The sequence below is a fragment of the Actinoplanes octamycinicus genome (genome assembly GCF_014205225.1).
GTDB lineage: Bacteria > Actinomycetota > Actinomycetes > Mycobacteriales > Micromonosporaceae > Actinoplanes > Actinoplanes octamycinicus.
This window is the reverse complement of the sequence record NZ_JACHNB010000001.1, coordinates 3,699,006-3,715,333: the sequence shown is the minus strand read 5'-3', so window position 1 is coordinate 3,715,333 and position 16,328 is coordinate 3,699,006. Positions and strand designations below refer to the sequence as shown.

Genomic DNA, 16,328 nt, shown 5'->3' with positions numbered 1-16,328 from the left:
GCCACCTCCCGAGGATTGGCACTTTAACACCGTCGAATTGGCATCGAGAGTGGCAGCATGAGCCTGGTTCGCCGCGTCACCCAACTCCTCCTCGGTCTGGTTCTCTACGGCGTCAGCATGGCGCTGATGATCGAGTCGGGGCTCGGGCTCAACCCGTGGGACGTCTTCCACCAGGGCGTGTCCGAGGTGACCGGGATCAGTTTCGGCTGGGTCGTGCTGCTGACCGGCGTGCCGGTGCTGCTGCTCTGGATCCCGCTGCGGCAGCGGCCGGGCGTCGGGACGGTGGCCAATCTGCTGATCGTCGGCTTCGCCGCGGACGCCGCGCTGGCCCTGCTGCCGGCCGGCTCGACGATCCCGGCCCGGGTCGGCCTGCTGGCCGCCGGCATCCTGCTGAACGGGTTCGCGACCGGCCTCTACATCGGCAGCCGGATGGGCCCCGGCCCCCGGGACGGTCTGATGACCGGGCTGGCCCGGCGCTTCCCCAAGGTGTCGCTGCGGGTGATCCGGACCGGCATCGAGCTGACCGTCCTCGGCGCGGGGTTCCTGCTGGGCGGCACGGTCGGCGTCGGGACGATCGCCTACGCGCTGGCCATCGGCCCGCTCGTGCACCTGTTCCTGCCCCGTCTCACGGTCCCGGAGCCCGTCCGCGCCCCGCACCCCGACCAGCTCGCCGCCACCTGAGCGCCACCCCACCCCGGCTCACGCCCAGCCCCCGAGCCACTCTCCGGCCCACGCTTGAGCGAGCCGTTCTCCACCGCTGCCCCGCCCGGCCGCGCCACCCACTCATTCCTGCCCCGCAGCGTCGCCTGCTCCCTCTGTCCTTGCCGCACCAGCCGCGCATCGGGGCCTCGATCACCATTCACGGGCCCGGCTGGCTCCGGCGCGGCGCGGCGGGGCGGGGCGGGGCGGCGCCGCTTGCGGCGCGTGGGCGGGGCGCGCACGCGCGTGCGGTGCCCGCACATTGGGACAGACCGACCCCGATGCGCGCCCTATGCCGCATAGACCGGCAAAGATCCGCTTTTATCCCTGGCAACCAGCCGCTGATCATCCGGACACATTCGCTTCCCGACATGCCGACGGCACGGCATCATTGCGGCATGGGGGTCGGCGGCTGGACTTGGAACGACGCGTGGATCTTCGTCTCCGCGGTCATCGCCGAGCGCCTGGAGCGCGACCGGGCGCTGCACGCCGCGCTGCCGGTGACCGGCGCCACCTTGGCTGACCTGCTGGCCGCGGCCGATTTCCTGCACCACAGCGTGCCGGCCCGAGCCGACCTGGAGGAGTCGGTCCGCCGCCTGGCCGGCGCCGGCCTGATCACCGTGGCCGACGACGTCATCGAGGTCGCCCCGGCCGGTGAGCAGCTCTGGCGCACCCGCCCGTTCAGCGGCCTCTCCTCCGCGGTGATGACCTTGCAGGCCCAGCTGAACCGCGCCGCCGAGCCCGGCTACACGGACTGGTCCCTCAGCGAGACCGCCTACAACGCCGCCGTCCGCGAATACAGCCTCCGCCTCGCCGACGGCCGCTGACCCGCGATAACACCCTTCTTCCGGTACGCCCGAAGCACCCCGCCACGTCCCAGTCCCAGTCCCAGCCCCACCGCACGGGGCCGCGGGACCAGTCACCGCGGGAACGCAGTGCTGGCCATCTTGGGGCCGCGGTGCTGGCCACCTTGGGAACGCAGGGCTGGCCACCTTGGGGACGCGCTGCTGGCCACCTTGGGAACGCAGGGCTGGCCACCTTGGGGACGCGCTGCTGGCCACCTTGGGGCCGCAGTGCTGGCCACCTTGGGGCCGCAGTGCTGGCCACCGTGGGGCCGCAGTGCTGGCCACCGTGGGGCCGTGGGGCTGGCCACCGTGGGGCCGTGGGGCTGGCCACCCGAATCCCCATCAGCTGGCGTCCACAGGTGTCTCCGCGCCTCGGAAACACCGCTGAGGACCAGCCGCCCCCACGCGCCGGACGCACCGCCGAGGACCAGCCACCCCGCGCTCACGACAGACCGCCGAGGACCAGTTGCCCGAGCGTGCCGGGCACACCGCTGAGGAGCAGCCGCCCCCGCGCGAGCGGGACGGGCGCTTCGAGGGGTGGGGCGGGTGCTCAGGGCGTACCGAAAAAGGGGGTCAGCGGACCGGACTGCCCGCGGCCCGGAGGGAATCCTTGACCTCGCCGATGGTGAGGTCGCCGAAGTGGAAGACGCTGGCGGCGAGGACCGCGTCGGCGCCCGCGGCGACGGCCGGCGGGAAGTGCTCGACCGCGCCCGCGCCGCCGCTGGCGATCACCGGGATGTCGACGACGGCGCGGACCGCGCGGATCAGCTCCAGGTCGAAACCGGCCTTGGTGCCGTCGGCGTCCATCGAGTTGAGCAGGATCTCGCCGGCGCCGAGCTCGGCCACCCGGGCCGCCCACTCGACCGCGTCGAGGCCGGCGCTGCGGCGCCCGCCGTGCGTGGTGACCTCCCACCCGGACGGCTGGCCGGCGGCCCGGCGCACGTCGAGGGAGAGCACCAGCACCTGGTTGCCGAACCGCTCGGCGATCTCGCTGATCAGCTCCGGACGGCTGATCGCCGCCGTGTTGACCCCGACCTTGTCGGCGCCGGCCCGCAGCAGCACGTCCACATTGGCCACCGAGCGGACGCCGCCGCCGACGGTGAGCGGGATGAACACCGTCTCGGCGGTGCGCCGGACCACGTCGAGCATGGTGCCGCGGTCGTCGGAGGAGGCGGTCACGTCGAGGAAGGTCAGCTCGTCGGCCCCGGCCGCGTCGTAGGCGGCGGCCAGCTCGACCGGGTCGCCGGCATCCCGGAGGTCGACGAAATTGACCCCTTTCACCACCCGTCCGGCGTCCACGTCCAGACAGGGGATCACACGCACCGCGACCGTCATGCCCCCACCCTAACCACCCGGTCCGACAGAACCGGGCGGGACCGGACCAGTCCCAGAAACACGCCGCCGAGCACCAGCGTGCCGCCGATCACATCGATCGGGTGCACCGGTTCGCCGAGGATCAGCGCGGCCGAGGCGATGCCGAAGAACGGGACCAGCATGGAGAACGGCGCCACCGTGCCGGCGCCGTGCTTGCGGATCAGGTAGCCCCACGCGCCGAACCCGGCCAGTGTGGAGAGCAGCGCGATGTAGAGCAGGGCTAGCACCGCGGTGGTGTCCACGGCGCGCAGCGCGGCCAGGTCCCGCTCCGGCCCCTCGACCAGCAGGGACAGAATGATCAGCGGGACCGTGGCGACCGCGCTGACCCAGATCATGAAGCGCAGCGTGTCCGGCGGGGACGCCTGGCGGGTCGCCACGTTCGCCAGGCCCCACGCCACGGCCGCGCCGATGACCAGCAGGAAGGCCGGCAGTCCGGCGCCCATCCGGGTGGCCACCAGGGCGACCCCGGCGGCGGCCACGGTCAGCCCGGCGATCTGGACCGGGCGCGGCCGCTCGCGCAGCAGCAGGGTGGCGAAGAGCATCGTGAAGATCGCCTGGCTCTGCAGCACCAGGGAGCTGAGCCCGGCCGGCATCCCGGCCGCCATCCCCGCGAAGAGCAGGGAGAACTTCACCACGCCGAGGATCAGCGCGACCGCGGCGACCCAGCGCCACCGGACCCGCGGCCGGCCGGCGACCAGGATCGCCGGGAAGGCCGCCAGGCCGAACCGCAGCGCGGAGAAGAGCAGCGGCGGGAAGTGGTCCAGCCCGGTCTCGATCACGACGAAGTTGACGCCCCAGACCGCCGCGACGGCGACGGCCAGGGCGATGTCACGCGGCCTCATGCCGTCAGCCTCGCGGCAGCCGACCGTTAAGCACCAGCGATAATTGCTACACCGACGATGTAGCCGGGCTACTGCTTCAGCGCTTCCAGCGCCTCGCGGACCGTGAACGCGCCGGCGTAGAGCGCCTTGCCGGCGATCACACCCTCCACGCCGACCGGCTCCAGGGTGGCCAGGGCGCGCAGGTCGTCCAGGGTGGAGACGCCGCCGCTGGCGATCACCGGCTTGTCGGTGGCGGCGCAGACCTCACGGAGCAGGTCGAGGTTCGGACCGCGCATGGTGCCGTCCTTGGTGATGTCGGTGACTACGTACCGGGTGGCGCCGGCCTTGTCCAGGCGGGCGAGCACCTCGTAGAGGTCGCCGCCGTCCCGGGTCCAGCCGCGCGCCGCCAGGGTGCGGCCGCGCACGTCCAGGCCGATCGCGACCCGGTCGCCGTACTCCGCGCAGATCCGGTCGCACCACTCCGGGTCCTCCAGGGCGGCGGTGCCGATGTTGACCCGCTGGGCGCCGGTGGCCAGGGCGCGGGTCAGCGACTCGTCGTCCCGGATGCCGCCGGAGAGCTCCACCTTGACGTCCAGCCGGCGGACCACGTCGGCGAGCAGCTCGGCGTTCGACCCGCGGCCGAACGCGGCGTCCAGGTCGACCAGGTGGATCCACTCGGCGCCGTCGTTCTGCCAGGCCAGCGCGGCCTCCAGCGGGTCGCCGTAGGCGGTCTCCGAGCCGGCGGCGCCCTGGACCAGGCGGACCGCCTGGCCGTCCGCGACGTCGACGGCGGGCAGCAGTTGCAGGGTCACGATCTCTCTCCTATGAACGGCGGCCGAGCACCACGACCACGAGGGCCGGGGCGGCCAGGACGAGCAGGACGGTGAGCAGGATGCGCAGCGCCGTCTCCGGGATGAACAGCCAGACCGCGGCGATGGCGAGCAGCGGGACGACCACGATGCCGACCCGCTGCCGCCGGCTGCGGTGATAGAGCCGCCCGTCGCTGCCCAGGCGCGGCAGCGCGAGCTTCTTCAGAACCGCACGACGACGCTGCCGCCGGGCCACTCTCCGGGCCCGGACGGCTTTCTCCCGTTCCAGGACGGCGAGCCGTTCGGCCCGTCGTCGCGCGCGTTCCTTGCTCATCGCAGCGTGGCGGCCCAGTTGCTCAGCAGCGCATATCCGGCATCAGCCGATTTCTCCGGGTGGAACTGGGCGACGCTGAGCGCGTCGCGCTCCACCACGGCAGCGAACGGCTCGTCGTGAGCCGCGGTGGTCACGACGGCGTCGGTCAACCGGTCGAGATCCCGGGCAGCGTACGAGTGCACGAAGTAGAACCGGGTGTCCGCGGCGAGCCCGGCCAGCAACGTCGAGCCGGCCGGGACGGAGACCGTGTTCCACCCCATGTGCGGGATCCGCTCCGCCCGCAGGCGGGTGACCGATCCGGGCAGCAGCCCGAGACCTTTCGTCTCGATGCCGTGCTCCACCCCGGACTCGAACATGATCTGCATGCCCACGCAGATGCCGAGCACCGGCCGGCCGGCCGCGACCCGCTCGGCGATCACCGGCCCGGCGCCCAGCTCGTGGATCCCGGCCATGCACGCGGCGTAGGCGCCGACGCCCGGCACGACCAGCCCGTCGGCCTCGGCGGCCAGCCCGAGATCGCTGGTCACGGTGACGTCCACGCCGGTCCGCGCGACCGCGCGCTCGGCCGATCGCAGGTTCCCCGACCCGTAGTCGAGGATCACCACGCTGGCTGCCATGTCAGAGCACGCCCTTGGTGGACGGCAGCGAGCCGGCGTTGCGCGGGTCGATCTCGACGGCCTCGCGCAGCGCCCGGGAGAACGCCTTGAACTGGGCCTCGACCACGTGGTGCGCGTCCGGGTGGCCGCCCGGCCGGCAGGCCCGCAGCACGTCCACGTGCAGGGTCACCTTGGCCGCGTGGCCGAACGCCTCGAAGATGTGCCGGGTCATGCTGGTCGCGTAGACCGGCCCGATGTACGGCGTGAGCAGCGGCTCGTCGTGCACCACATAGGGCCGGCCGGACAGGTCGACGGCGGCCCGGACCAGCACCTCGTCCATCGGGATGGTGGCCGAGCCGTACCGCCGGATGCCTCGCTTGTCCCCGAGCGCCTGGGCGAACGCCTCGCCCAGCGCGATCGCGGTGTCCTCGATGGTGTGGTGCGAGTCGATCTCCAGATCGCCCTCGGTACGCACCGTCAGGTCGAAGCCACCGTGCTTGGCGAGCTGGTTGAGCATGTGGTCGTAGAAACCCACGCCGGTGCTCAGATCGCCCTTGCCGGTGCCGTCGAGGTCGATCTCGACGAGCACCTTGGTCTCGTTGGTGACGCGGTCAATCCGCCCCGTACGACTCACGACAGGATCTCCTCAGCGGCGTCAAGAAATGCGGAAGTCTCGGACTCGGTCCCGGCGGTGACCCGCAGCCAGCCGGCCAGGCCGACGTCGCGGATCAGCACGCCCCGGTCGAGGAAGGCCTGCCAGGCGACTCGCTGGTCGCCCCCGGTGGCGAAGAGCACGAAGTTGGCGTCGCTGTCGGCCACCCGCACCCCGCGCGCCCGGAGCACGTCGACGATCCGGTCCCGCTGCTCCTTGATCGCCTCCACCGTCTTCAGCAACGACGCCCGGTGCACCACCGCCGCCCGCGCGGCGGCCTGGCTGATCGCGGAGAGGTGGTACGGCAGGCGGACCAGCTGGACCGCGTCCACCACGGCCGGGTCGGCGGCGAGGTAGCCCAGCCGGCCGCCGGCGAAGCCGAACGCCTTGCTCATCGTCCGGCTGACCACCAGGCGGGGGTGGCCGGGCAGCAGGGTCAGCGCGCTCGGGGTGCCGGGGCGGGCGAACTCGGTGTACGCCTCGTCGACGATCACCATGCCGCGCGCGGTGCCCAGCACGGCGTCGATCACGGCGGGGTCGAGCGCGGTACCGGTCGGATTGTTCGGCGAGCAGAGGAAGACCAGGTCGGGGTCGTGCTGCTCGATCTCGCTGACCGCCCGGTCGGGGCTCAGCCCGAAGTCCGGGTCGCGGAGCGAGCCGATCCACTCGGTGCCGGTCCCGGCCGCGAGCAGCGGGTGCATCGAGTAGGACGGGCCGAAGCCGAGCGCTTTCCGGCCGGGGCCGGCGAACGTCTGGAGCAGCTGCTGCTGCACCTCGTTGGAGCCGTTCGCCGCCCACACGTTCGCCGTGGTGAGGTCGTGGCCGAGGTAGCCGGCCAGCTCGGTGCGCAGGGCGATGGCGTCCCGGTCCGGGTAGCGGTTGAGGTCGCGCAGCTCGGCCTGGACGGCCTTGCCGATCGCCTCGACCACGTCGTCGGGCACCGGGTACGAGTTCTCGTTGGTGTTCAGCCGCACCGGCACGTCCAGCTGCGGCGCGCCGTAGGGCGACTTGCCCCGCAGGTCGTCCCGGATCGGCAGGTCGTCGATCGTGGTCATCGCCCGAACCTCGCCTTCACCGCGTCCCCGTGCGCCGGCAGATCCTCCGCGTTGGCCAGCGCCACCACGTGGCCGGCCACGTCGCGCAGGGCCGCCTCGTCGTACTCGATGACGTGGATGCCGCGCAGGAAGGACTGCACCGACAGGCCGGACGAGTGCCGGGCGCAGCCGGCGGTGGGCAGCACGTGGTTGGACCCGGCTGCGTAGTCACCCAGCGACACCGGCGACCACGCGCCCACGAAGATCGCACCGGCGTTGCGGACGCGCATGGCCCACTGCCGCGCGTCCCGGGTCTGGATCTCCAGGTGCTCGGCGGCGTAGGCGTCGACCACCGCGAGGCCCTGCTCCAGGTCGTCGACCAGCACGACCCCGGACTGCTCGCCGGTCAGCGAGGTACGCACCCGCTCGTCGTGCTTGGTCGCCGCGACCTGCACGGCCAGCTCGGCCTCGACCGCGTCGGCGAGCGCCGTCGAGTCGGTGACCAGCACGCTCGCCGCGAGCGGGTCGTGCTCGGCCTGGCTGATCAGGTCGGCGGCGACGTGCCGCGGGTCGGCGGTCTCGTCGGCCAGGATCGCGATCTCGGTCGGGCCCGCCTCGGCGTCGATGCCGACCCGGCCCTGGAGCAGCCGCTTGGCCGCGGTCACCCAGATGTTGCCCGGGCCGGTGATCACGTCGACCGGCTCGCACCGGTCGCTCTCGTCGGCGCCGTCGGATCCGTAGCCCAGCATGGCGATCGCCTGCGCGCCGCCGACGCCGTAGACCTCGGTCACACCGAGCAGCGCGCACGCCGCGAGCACCCGGGCGTCGGGCAGACCGCCGTTCTCCGCCTGCGGCGGGCTGGCCACCACCAGGCTCTCGACGCCGGCCTCCTGGGCGGGCACCACGTTCATCACCACGGTCGACGGGTAGACGGCGAGGCCGCCGGGGACGTAGAGCCCGACCCGGCTGACCGGCACCCAGCGCTCGGTCACCGTGCCGCCGTCGACCACCTGGGTGGTCACGTCGGTGCGCCGCTGGTCGGCGTGCACCTTGCGGGCCCGCTTGATCGACTCGAGCAGGGCAGCGCGGACCTCCGGCTCCAGGGTCTCGGCGGCGGCGGCGATCGCCTCGGCCGGCACCCGCAGGCGCTCCACGGTGACGCCGTCGAACCGCTCGGTCGCCTCGCGGATCGCGCTGAACCCATGCTGATGGACCGCCTCGACGACGGGACGAATCCTCTCGACGGCCACGGAGACGTCGAGCTGGGCACGGGGCAGCAGACCGCGCGGGTCACGGCGGGAGCCGCGCAGGTCGATCCGATTCAGCACGGGCCCCAGTCTAGGGGTCCGGTCGGACAGCCTCGCGCCCGCGAGGCCGCGGCCCAGGCGTTGAGACGCGCAGATCACCTTTTTCTCTCCACGATCTCTCGGGTACGGCCCCCGCACCGCTCCCGGCGGGTTGACCAAGGTCAGCGGACGACTAGGCTGAACCCGTGAGCGATCGGCTGCCGGTCTTCCCGCTGAGCACGGTGCTCTTCCCCGGTCTGGTGCTGCCCCTGCACATCTTCGAGGAGCGTTACCGCGCCCTCGTGCGGGAGCTGGCCGCCCAGCCGGCCGAGCCGCCGGCCGAGTTCGGCGTGGTCACCCTCCGGCACGGCAGCGAGGTCGCGCCCGAGCCGGGTGACGGCCCGGTCCCGCCGCCCGATCCGGTCGGCGCCGACGACCTGTTCGAGGTGGGCTGCACCGCCGAGCTGCGACACGTGTCCGAGCTGCCGGACGGCCGGTTCGACATCATGACGGTGGGCCGCCGCCGCTTCCGGATCCTCGACGTCGAGCAGGGCGCCGAGCCCTACCTGACCGCCCGGGTCGAGTGGCTGCCCGACGACGGCTCCCCGGACCAGACCGCCGAGCTGCTGAAACCCCGTGTCCTCACGGCCTTCCAGCAGTACTTGGAGCTGCTCCGGCCGAACGCGGAGATCCTCGACCAGGTCCCGGACGACGCCACCGTGCTGTCCCACCTGGTCGCCGCGACCGCGCAGCTCACCCTGGAGGAGCGGCACGCGCTGCTGGCCGCGCCGGACACCACCAGCCGGCTGCGCGCCGAGCTGCGCCTGCTCAACCGTGAGGCTGGTCTGCTTGCCCGGGTGCGGGCGGTGCCGGTGCCGCTGTCGGACCTGGCCCGGCCGGCCAGCCCGAACTGAACGGGTCGGCGCCCATCGGCCGCTGCTCCTGGAGCGGGCCGTACTGCCCGTGGTTGGGGCCGTAACCGGGCTGCGCGCCCGGCTGGTCGAGGTCCGGGTCGTTGGACCAGCCGGCCAGCAGGGTCAGCACGATCGCCGCGACGAAGGCGGGCACCAGCGTCGGCCCGATCGCGTGCACCTCGGGCGGCGCCAGGTAGGTCGCGCCCTGGCCGGCCGTGGCCCGCCACTGCTCGTAGGCGTCCTTGCCGATCAGCTCGCCGATCGGGACCGCGATCCAGTGGGTGGCCACGCCGGCGCCGATCACCACGCCGAGCAGCAGCGCCGGCCCTCGGTCACGGCGCAGCAGCAGCCACGCGGCGACCGCCACCAGCAGGCCGAAGCCGATGCCGAGCAGGGTCAGCCAGCCGTCCGCGGCGATGTACTGCTCCGGGGACGGGTCGTTGACCACGATGCTGCTGTCCCCGGCCACGATCACCGGCACGCTCGGTGCCAGCGCGTGCCAGAGCAGCCCGAACGGCGCGCCGAGCACGGTGATCACCGCGGCCGCGCCGACCGCGACGCCCAGCGACCGCCGCCACGGCCGGCGGCTGCCCTGCTGCAACCGCCACCACGGCGGCCGGGCGGCCGGCTGCTCCAGGCCCGCGGGCGGGTACCCGGCGGGCGGATATCCGGCGGCGGGAGGTCCGATCGGGGGGTATCCGGCGGCCGGAGGTCCCATCGGGGGGTATCCGGCGGGCGGCGTGCCCGTCGACGGTGGGTTCGGCTCCTCTGGGTGCACCCTCTGATCCTTCCAGATCCGGCCGTGAGGTCAGGCCACGGCCGCCGGGCCGAGGATCATCTTGAGGTCGGCGCGCAGCGCGGGCGTCGCCGCGACCCGGGCCGCGACCAGCCGGATGACCGTGGTCCGCTTCCCGTTCTGCAGGTGGACGTGCACCTCGGTGTCCCCCGGGTGGCCGGACAGGATGTCCTTGAGCTCGTCGACCAGCGGCGGGGTGACCCGGGTGATCGGCATGGTGAGCACCACCGGCTTGCTGTCCGGGTTGTGCGAGATGTCGGGGATGGACATGTCCATCGCCATGATCCGCGGGGTGTCGTCGCGCCGGTCCACCCGGCCCTTGACCACCACGATCGCGTCCTCGGCGATGTACTGGCCGACCAGCTCGTAGGTGTTCGGGAAGAACAGCGTCTCGACGCCGCCGGCCAGGTCCTCGACGGTGGCCGACGCCCACGCCCGGCCCTGCTTGGTGATCCGGCGCTGGACGCCGGTCAGGATGCCGGCGATCGTGACGATCTGGCCGTCCTGGACCGAGCCCTCCTCGTTGAGCGCGGCGATGCTGATGTCCGCGTTGCTCTGCAGCACCTGCTCCAGTCCGGCGAGCGGGTGGTCGGAGACGTAGAGCCCGAGCATCTCCCGCTCGAAGGTCAGCTTGTCCCGCTTGTCCCACTCGCTGTCGCCGATGGTCGGCATCGCCACCGTGGCCGCCGGGGCGCCCTCGGTGTCGCCGAACGCGCCGAACAGATCGAACTGGCCGGCCGCCTCGTTCCGCTTGACCCCGGCGAACGCGTCGATCGCCTCGGCGTGCACGGCCAGCAGTCCCTTGCGGCTGTGCCCCATCGAGTCGAACGCGCCCGCCTTGATCAGCGACTCGATGGTCCGCTTGTTGCAGGCCACCGCGTCCACCTTCGACAGGAAGTCGTAGAAGTCGGTGTAGTCGCCCTTCTCCTTGCGGCAGCGGGCGATCGCCTCCACCACGTTGCCGCCGACGTTGCGGACCGCGCCCAGGCCGAACCGGATGTCCTTGCCGACCGGGGTGAACGGGCCGGCCGACTGGTTCACGTCCGGCGGCAGCACCTGGATGCCCATCCGGCGGCACTCGGCCAGGTAGACCGCCATCTTGTCCTTGTCGTCGCCGACGCTGGTGAGCAGCCCGGCCATGTACTCCGCCGGGTAGTGCGCCTTCAGGTACGCCGTCCAGTAGGACACCAGCCCGTACGCCGCGGAGTGCGCCTTGTTGAACGCGTAGCCGGCGAACGGGACCAGCACGTCCCACACCGCCTGGATCGCCTCGTCGGAATACCCGTGCTCGCGGCAGCCGTCGCGGAACGGGATGAACTCCTTGTCGAGGATCTCCTTCTTCTTCTTGCCCATCGCGCGGCGCAGCAGGTCGGCCTGGCCGAGGCTGTACCCGGCGAGGATCTGCGCGGCGCGCTGCACCTGCTCCTGGTAGACGATCAGGCCGTAGGTCGGCTCGAGGATCTCCCGCAGCGGCTCCTCCAGCTCCGGGTGGATCGGGGTGATCTCCTGGAGCTTGTTCTTGCGCAGCGCGTAGTTGGTGTGCGAGTCGACGCCCATCGGGCCCGGCCGGTAGAGCGCCAGGACGGCCGAGATGTCCTCGAAGTTGTCCGGTTTCATCAGCCGCAGCAGCGACCGCATCGGCCCGCCGTCGAGCTGGAACACGCCCAGCGTGTCACCCCGGGCGAGCAACTCGTACGCGCCCTTGTCGTCCAGCGGCAGCGCCAGCAGGTCGAGCGGTTTGCCGTGGTTGAGCTCGATGTTCTTGTTCGCGTCGTCGATGATCGTCAGGTTCCGCAGGCCCAGGAAGTCCATCTTCAGCAGGCCGAGACCCTCACAGGTGGGGTAGTCGAACTGCGTGATGATGACGCCGTCGCTGGCCCGGCGCATCAGCGGGATGTGATCGATGATCGGCTCGGCGGACATGATCACGCCGGCCGCGTGCACCCCGGTCTGCCGGATCAGGCCCTCGATGCCGCGCGCGGTGTCGATCACCTTCTTGACGTCCGGGTCCGTCTCGTAGAGCGAGCGGATCTCCCCGGCCTCGTTGTACCGCTTGTGCTCCTTGTCGAAGATGCCCTCGAGCGGGATGCCCTTGCCCATCACGTCCGGCGGCATCGCCTTGGTGATCCGGTCGCCGACCGCGAACGGGTACCCCAGCACCCGGGCCGAGTCCTTGATCGCGGCCTTCGCCTTGATCGTGCCGAACGTGGCGATCTGAGCGACCTTGTCCTCGCCCCACCGCTCGGTCACGTAGCGGATCACCTCGCCGCGCCGGCGCTCGTCGAAGTCGATGTCGACATCCGGCATCGAGACGCGCTCCGGGTTGAGGAACCGCTCGAAGATCAGGCCGTGCGGCAGCGGGTCCAGGTCGGTGATGCCCATCGCGTACGCGATCAGCGAACCCGCCGCGGAGCCACGGCCCGGGCCGACCGCGATGCCGTTGTTCTTCGCCCACTGGATGAAGTCCGCGACCACCAGGAAGTACGCCGGGAAGCCCATCTGGATGATCACGCCCAGCTCGTACTCCGCCTGCTGGACGTGCGAGTCGGGGATGCCGTCCGGGAACCGCTTGCGCAGGCCCTCGAAGGCGACGTGCCGGAAGTACTCCTCCTCGGAGAAGCCGTCCGGGATCGGGAACCGGGGCATCAGGTTCTTGAACGTGAACATCCCGTCGATGTCCACCTTCTCGGCCACCAGCAACGTGTTGCGGCAGCCCTCCTGCCAGGCCTCGGAGGAGTCGACGGCGCGCATCTGGTCGGCCGACTTGACGAAGTAGCCGTTGCCGTCGAACCGGAACCGGTTCGGGTCGGCGATGTTGCTGCCGGTCTGCACGCAGAGCAGCACGTCGTGCGCCTCGGCCTGCGCCTCGTAGGTGTAGTGCGAGTCGTTGGTGACCAGCGGCGGGATGTTCAGTTTCCGGCCGATCTCCAGCAGGCCGTCCCGGACCCGCTTCTCGATGTCCAGGCCGTGGTCCATGATCTCGAGGAAGTAGTAGTCCTTCCCGAGCGCCTCCTGGTACATCGCGGCCGACTTGAGCGCCTCGTCGAACTGGCCCAGCCGCAGCCGGGTCTGCACCGCCCCGGACGGGCAGCCGGTGGTGCCCATGATGCCCTCGGCGTGCTCCGCGATGATGTCGAAGTCCATCCGCGGGTACTTGCCGAGCTGGCCCTCGATCGAGGCCCGCGAGTTGAGCCGGAAGAGGTTCTTCAGACCGACCGCGTTGCGCGCCCACATGGTCATGTGGGTGTACGCACCGTTACCGGAGACGTCGTCGCCCTTCTGCTCCGGGCGGCCCCACTTGACCCGGCTCTTGTTCAGCCGCGAGTCCGGCGCGACGTAGGCCTCGACGCCGATCAGCGGGGTGATGCCGGCGTCCTTGGACTGCTTGTACATCTCGTAGGCGCCGTGCATGTTGCCGTGGTCGGTGATCGCGGCGGCCGGCATCCCGAGCCGCTTGGCCTCACCGATGAGTTCCTTGACCCGGGCCGCTCCGTCGAGCATCGAATACTCGGTGTGAACGTGCAGATGCACGAACGAGTCGGACACCCGGGACCCCCTCTTCGTCTGGCAGCGCCCCGGAAGCGTACTACTCGGCGAACGGCTCCAACATCGTCGACGCGGCTCGCAACCATGCCTGCCGGGTCTCCGGTTGCAGGTCCGCGTACTCGATCGAGGAACCCACCTCGAGCGCCGGATCGTAGGGCACCACGGCGACCGCGCGGGTCCGCGTCGCGAAGTGCTTCTTGAAGTCCTCCAGCAGCGGCAGCGCGCCCGGCGAGGGGCAGGAGATCAACGTCACGGCGTTCGCCACCATGTCGCCCATCCCGCTCTCCTCGAGCACGTCGAGCATCCAGTCCGCGGTGAACGCGGCGTCCTCCCGGGGCACCGTGGTGATCACCAGCTGGTCGGCCATCCGCATGACCGTCTGCCAGTTCACGCTCTCCACGTTGTTGCCGGTGTCCACGCAGATCACGTCATGGGTACGGCGCAGCAGATCGGTCACCCGGCGCACGGTGGCCTGGTCCAGGCGCTGGGCGAACCGCGGGTTCTCCTCGCCGGCCAGCACGTCGTAGGACCCGTCGGAGGCGTGCCGCAGGTAGGCGTCCAGCTCCTGGAGCAGCGCGTCGCCGTGCAGGCTCTCGATCCGCATCAGGTCGGCCAGCAGGTGCTTGATCGTCCGGGCGTGCCGGGCGCTGCCGGCCCGCAGGCCGAGCGTGCCGCGCAGCTCGTTGTCGTCCCAGGCGAGCACGCCGCGGCCGCGCACGCTGCCGATGGTGGCCGCGGCCAGCACGGTCGCGGTGGTCTTGTGCACCCCGCCCTTCGGGTTGGCGAACGCCAGCACCCGGGGCTGCCCGAGCTTGCGCCGCATCACCGCGACCGCCCGCTCGGTCCCGTCGTCCGGACGGGTCTGCCGCCACTCGATCCGTGCGCCCGCCGGCGTCGAGGGAGCCGGCGGGGCGGGTGGTGGGGACACCGGCTGGGGGGCCGCCGGCGGGGCGGCCGGGGCCGGGGCGTAGGCCTGCGGGTAGGCGGCCGGCTGCGGCGGGTAGGCGGTGGGCTGCGGGGCGGGCGGCGGATAGCTGGGCGCCGGAGGGTACGCCCCGCGCACCGGTGGCGCCTGCGGAGCGGGCTGCGGCGAGCGCGGCGCCGGCTCGAAGAAACTGTGCTGTTGCTGCTCCGGGCGGGCCTGCCAGCGCGGGTCGAGCGGGTTGATCGGGCGTTGCGGCATCGGACGCGGTGGCTCCGGCCGGGCCTCCGGCTCGGGCGCCCGGCGCTGGCCGTCATAACCCCGGTTGTCCAGCGGGTTCACCGGGCGGGCCGCCCCGCGGGTGGGCGGCGCCTGCTGGCCCCACTGCTGGGGAACCGCGGCGGGCTCCGCTTTCGGCTCCTCCGCGGGCTCCTCGGCGCGGTGACCATGCCGGGCACGGTCGAGCAGAGCCCGCCAGCGCGGGGCCGGCTCCGCAGGCCGGCCCCAGCCGGTCTCGGTCCCGTCCACGGCTTGTCCTTTCTGCGCCTACCCGACGTCGTTCTCCGGCGAGGGGTTCTCGCCAAGACAGGCTACGGACGAGAACCCTATTCGGGCCACTGACCGTGCGCCCATCCCCCTGTCGTTCTTGATCACATGGCGGCACGCTGGTCGTGCACGTGCATCCACCCGAACGTTCTGTTAGACGGAAAAACTAACGCTCCGGTTCGGCGCCGGATGCTCCGGAAGACGCGCCGGATGGGTCGCGAGCGGTCCTCGCCTCCGTCTCCGAGGGTACGGCAAGCAGCTCCGGTGACGACCGGACGACGGCCGGCGCCGGGAAGCCACCCGGGCCGGCTGAGGCGGAAGTCACAGTGATCTCGATCGACGACGGTAACCGTCCCGGGGAGGCCGAGGCAACGCCCGGCACCGGGGTTGGCACGGGTTGCGGCGACGGCTCGGCGGTCACCGTGCCGCGCTCCTCCGGCAGCGGCGGCCGGAACTCGGTGCGGTCCAGGCTGCGCACCTCCGGGGCCGGATCGACCGCCCGGACCCCGGGCCGGGACGCGATGTCGTCCAGGGTCACCGGAGCGCCGCGGACCACGGCCGCGAAGACACAGGCACACCCTTCCCGGTACGCCGCCGCCTCCCGCGCCGCCGTCCGGGCGGCGTTCCCGTACGTCAGCCGCAACCGTTCCGCGCGCCGCCCGTCCCCGGTCAGCGACCGCTCCAGCCGCAGATAGTCGGCCTGCTCCCGGTCCCGGACCAGGGCCGCGTCGAGCATCCCGGCGGTCACGTCGCCGGGCATCGAGTAGATCGGGATCAGCGACACCTGGGTCCGCGCGTCCGGCAGCGGCACCCGGGTGTACACCTGCGCCACCGCCACCCCGGCCAGCATCGCCGGCAGCCGCCCGGACGCCGTGTACGCGTCCAGGCTGACCAGCGCCCAGGTCTCCCCCACGGCCGGCCCGGACGGGTCGGTCAGCATGGCCAGCTCGCGCCGGGACGACGCCAGATAGCCGCCGACCGACTGGCCCTCGACCACCCCGACCCGGACCACGTCGCCCGGGTCCTCGCCGGGCGGGCCACCGGGGCGGCCGGCCCAGACGACGGCGAGGACCAGCGTGACGGTAGCGGCCAGCGCCACTCCGGTCATCACCTGCAACCGGAGGGAGCCGCCCCCGAACCTGACGAGGACCGCT

Annotated in this window: 14 protein-coding genes and 1 pseudogene; 3 read left to right on the top strand and 12 right to left on the bottom strand. The window is 72.2% G+C overall.

Going from position 1 to position 16,328, the window contains the following annotated elements; genetic code table 11:
* Positions 1-57: 57 nt before the first annotated feature.
* Together yczE and BJY16_RS16660 are read left to right on the top strand one after the other, a co-directional pair.
* Positions 58-739 (top strand): annotated as a pseudogene (yczE, locus tag BJY16_RS16665) (membrane protein YczE).
* A gap of 358 nt (positions 740-1,097) precedes the next feature.
* Entirely contained in the window at positions 1,098-1,526 is a 429-nt protein-coding gene (locus BJY16_RS16660) for a hypothetical protein (RefSeq protein ID WP_185040333.1), read from the top strand.
* 591 nt (positions 1,527-2,117) lie between these two features.
* On the opposite strand, the gene hisF is transcribed toward BJY16_RS16660, so the two are convergent.
* From hisF to hisD, 8 genes are all read right to left on the bottom strand, one after another.
* Entirely contained in the window at positions 2,118-2,879 is a 762-nt protein-coding gene (gene hisF / locus BJY16_RS16655; RefSeq protein ID WP_185040332.1) for an imidazole glycerol phosphate synthase subunit HisF, read from the bottom strand.
* The gene (locus BJY16_RS16650) at positions 2,876-3,760 is read right to left on the bottom strand and encodes an EamA family transporter (RefSeq protein ID WP_185040331.1); all 885 of its coding nucleotides are present in this window, start codon (positions 3,758-3,760) and stop codon (positions 2,876-2,878) included. The genes hisF and BJY16_RS16650 overlap by 4 nt, the downstream gene beginning before the upstream one ends.
* A 68-nt stretch (positions 3,761-3,828) precedes the next feature.
* Complete coding sequence (priA, locus tag BJY16_RS16645; protein ID WP_185040330.1) at positions 3,829-4,551, bottom strand: bifunctional 1-(5-phosphoribosyl)-5-((5-phosphoribosylamino)methylideneamino)imidazole-4-carboxamide isomerase/phosphoribosylanthranilate isomerase PriA; 723 nt, start codon at positions 4,549-4,551, stop codon at positions 3,829-3,831.
* 10 nt (positions 4,552-4,561) lie between these two features.
* Positions 4,562-4,882 (bottom strand): hypothetical protein, encoded by a 321-nt coding sequence (locus BJY16_RS16640; RefSeq protein WP_185040329.1) that lies wholly within the window; start codon positions 4,880-4,882, stop codon positions 4,562-4,564.
* Positions 4,879-5,499, bottom strand: a complete 621-nt coding sequence (gene hisH, locus BJY16_RS16635; protein ID WP_185040328.1) for an imidazole glycerol phosphate synthase subunit HisH — start codon at positions 5,497-5,499, stop codon at positions 4,879-4,881. Before hisH ends, BJY16_RS16640 begins: the two co-directional genes overlap by 4 nt.
* A gap of 1 nt (position 5,500) precedes the next feature.
* Complete coding sequence (gene hisB / locus BJY16_RS16630; RefSeq protein WP_111648744.1) at positions 5,501-6,112, bottom strand: imidazoleglycerol-phosphate dehydratase HisB; 612 nt, start codon at positions 6,110-6,112, stop codon at positions 5,501-5,503.
* Positions 6,109-7,185 (bottom strand): histidinol-phosphate transaminase, encoded by a 1,077-nt coding sequence (locus BJY16_RS16625; protein WP_185040327.1) that lies wholly within the window; start codon positions 7,183-7,185, stop codon positions 6,109-6,111. The genes hisB and BJY16_RS16625 overlap by 4 nt, the downstream gene beginning before the upstream one ends.
* Positions 7,182-8,492, bottom strand: a complete 1,311-nt coding sequence (gene hisD, locus BJY16_RS16620; protein ID WP_185040326.1) for a histidinol dehydrogenase — start codon at positions 8,490-8,492, stop codon at positions 7,182-7,184. The genes BJY16_RS16625 and hisD overlap by 4 nt, the downstream gene beginning before the upstream one ends.
* A 164-nt stretch (positions 8,493-8,656) precedes the next feature.
* Here hisD and BJY16_RS16615 point away from each other — a divergent pair, with 164 nt between their 5' ends.
* Positions 8,657-9,364, top strand: a complete 708-nt coding sequence (locus BJY16_RS16615) for an LON peptidase substrate-binding domain-containing protein (RefSeq protein WP_185040325.1) — start codon at positions 8,657-8,659, stop codon at positions 9,362-9,364.
* Here BJY16_RS16615 and BJY16_RS16610 read toward each other — a convergent pair.
* From BJY16_RS16610 to BJY16_RS16595, 4 genes are all read right to left on the bottom strand, one after another.
* Positions 9,279-10,082 carry a hypothetical protein gene (locus BJY16_RS16610; RefSeq protein WP_239176553.1) on the bottom strand — a complete coding sequence of 268 codons (804 nt, stop codon included), beginning with the start codon at positions 10,080-10,082 and terminating at the stop codon, positions 9,279-9,281. The two genes, BJY16_RS16615 and BJY16_RS16610, sit on opposite strands and share 86 nt — an antisense overlap.
* Before the next feature lie 90 nt (positions 10,083-10,172).
* Positions 10,173-13,706, bottom strand: a complete 3,534-nt coding sequence (gene dnaE / locus BJY16_RS16605; RefSeq protein WP_185040324.1) for a DNA polymerase III subunit alpha — start codon at positions 13,704-13,706, stop codon at positions 10,173-10,175.
* Between the two features lie 40 nt (positions 13,707-13,746).
* Positions 13,747-15,156, bottom strand: a complete 1,410-nt coding sequence (locus BJY16_RS16600; RefSeq protein ID WP_185040323.1) for a MinD/ParA family ATP-binding protein — start codon at positions 15,154-15,156, stop codon at positions 13,747-13,749.
* Positions 15,157-15,340: 184 nt separating this feature from the next.
* On the bottom strand, positions 15,341-16,282 hold the full coding sequence (locus tag BJY16_RS16595) for a hypothetical protein (protein ID WP_239176551.1): 942 nt from the start codon (positions 16,280-16,282) through the stop codon (positions 15,341-15,343).
* Between the last annotated feature and the right edge of the window lie 46 nt (positions 16,283-16,328).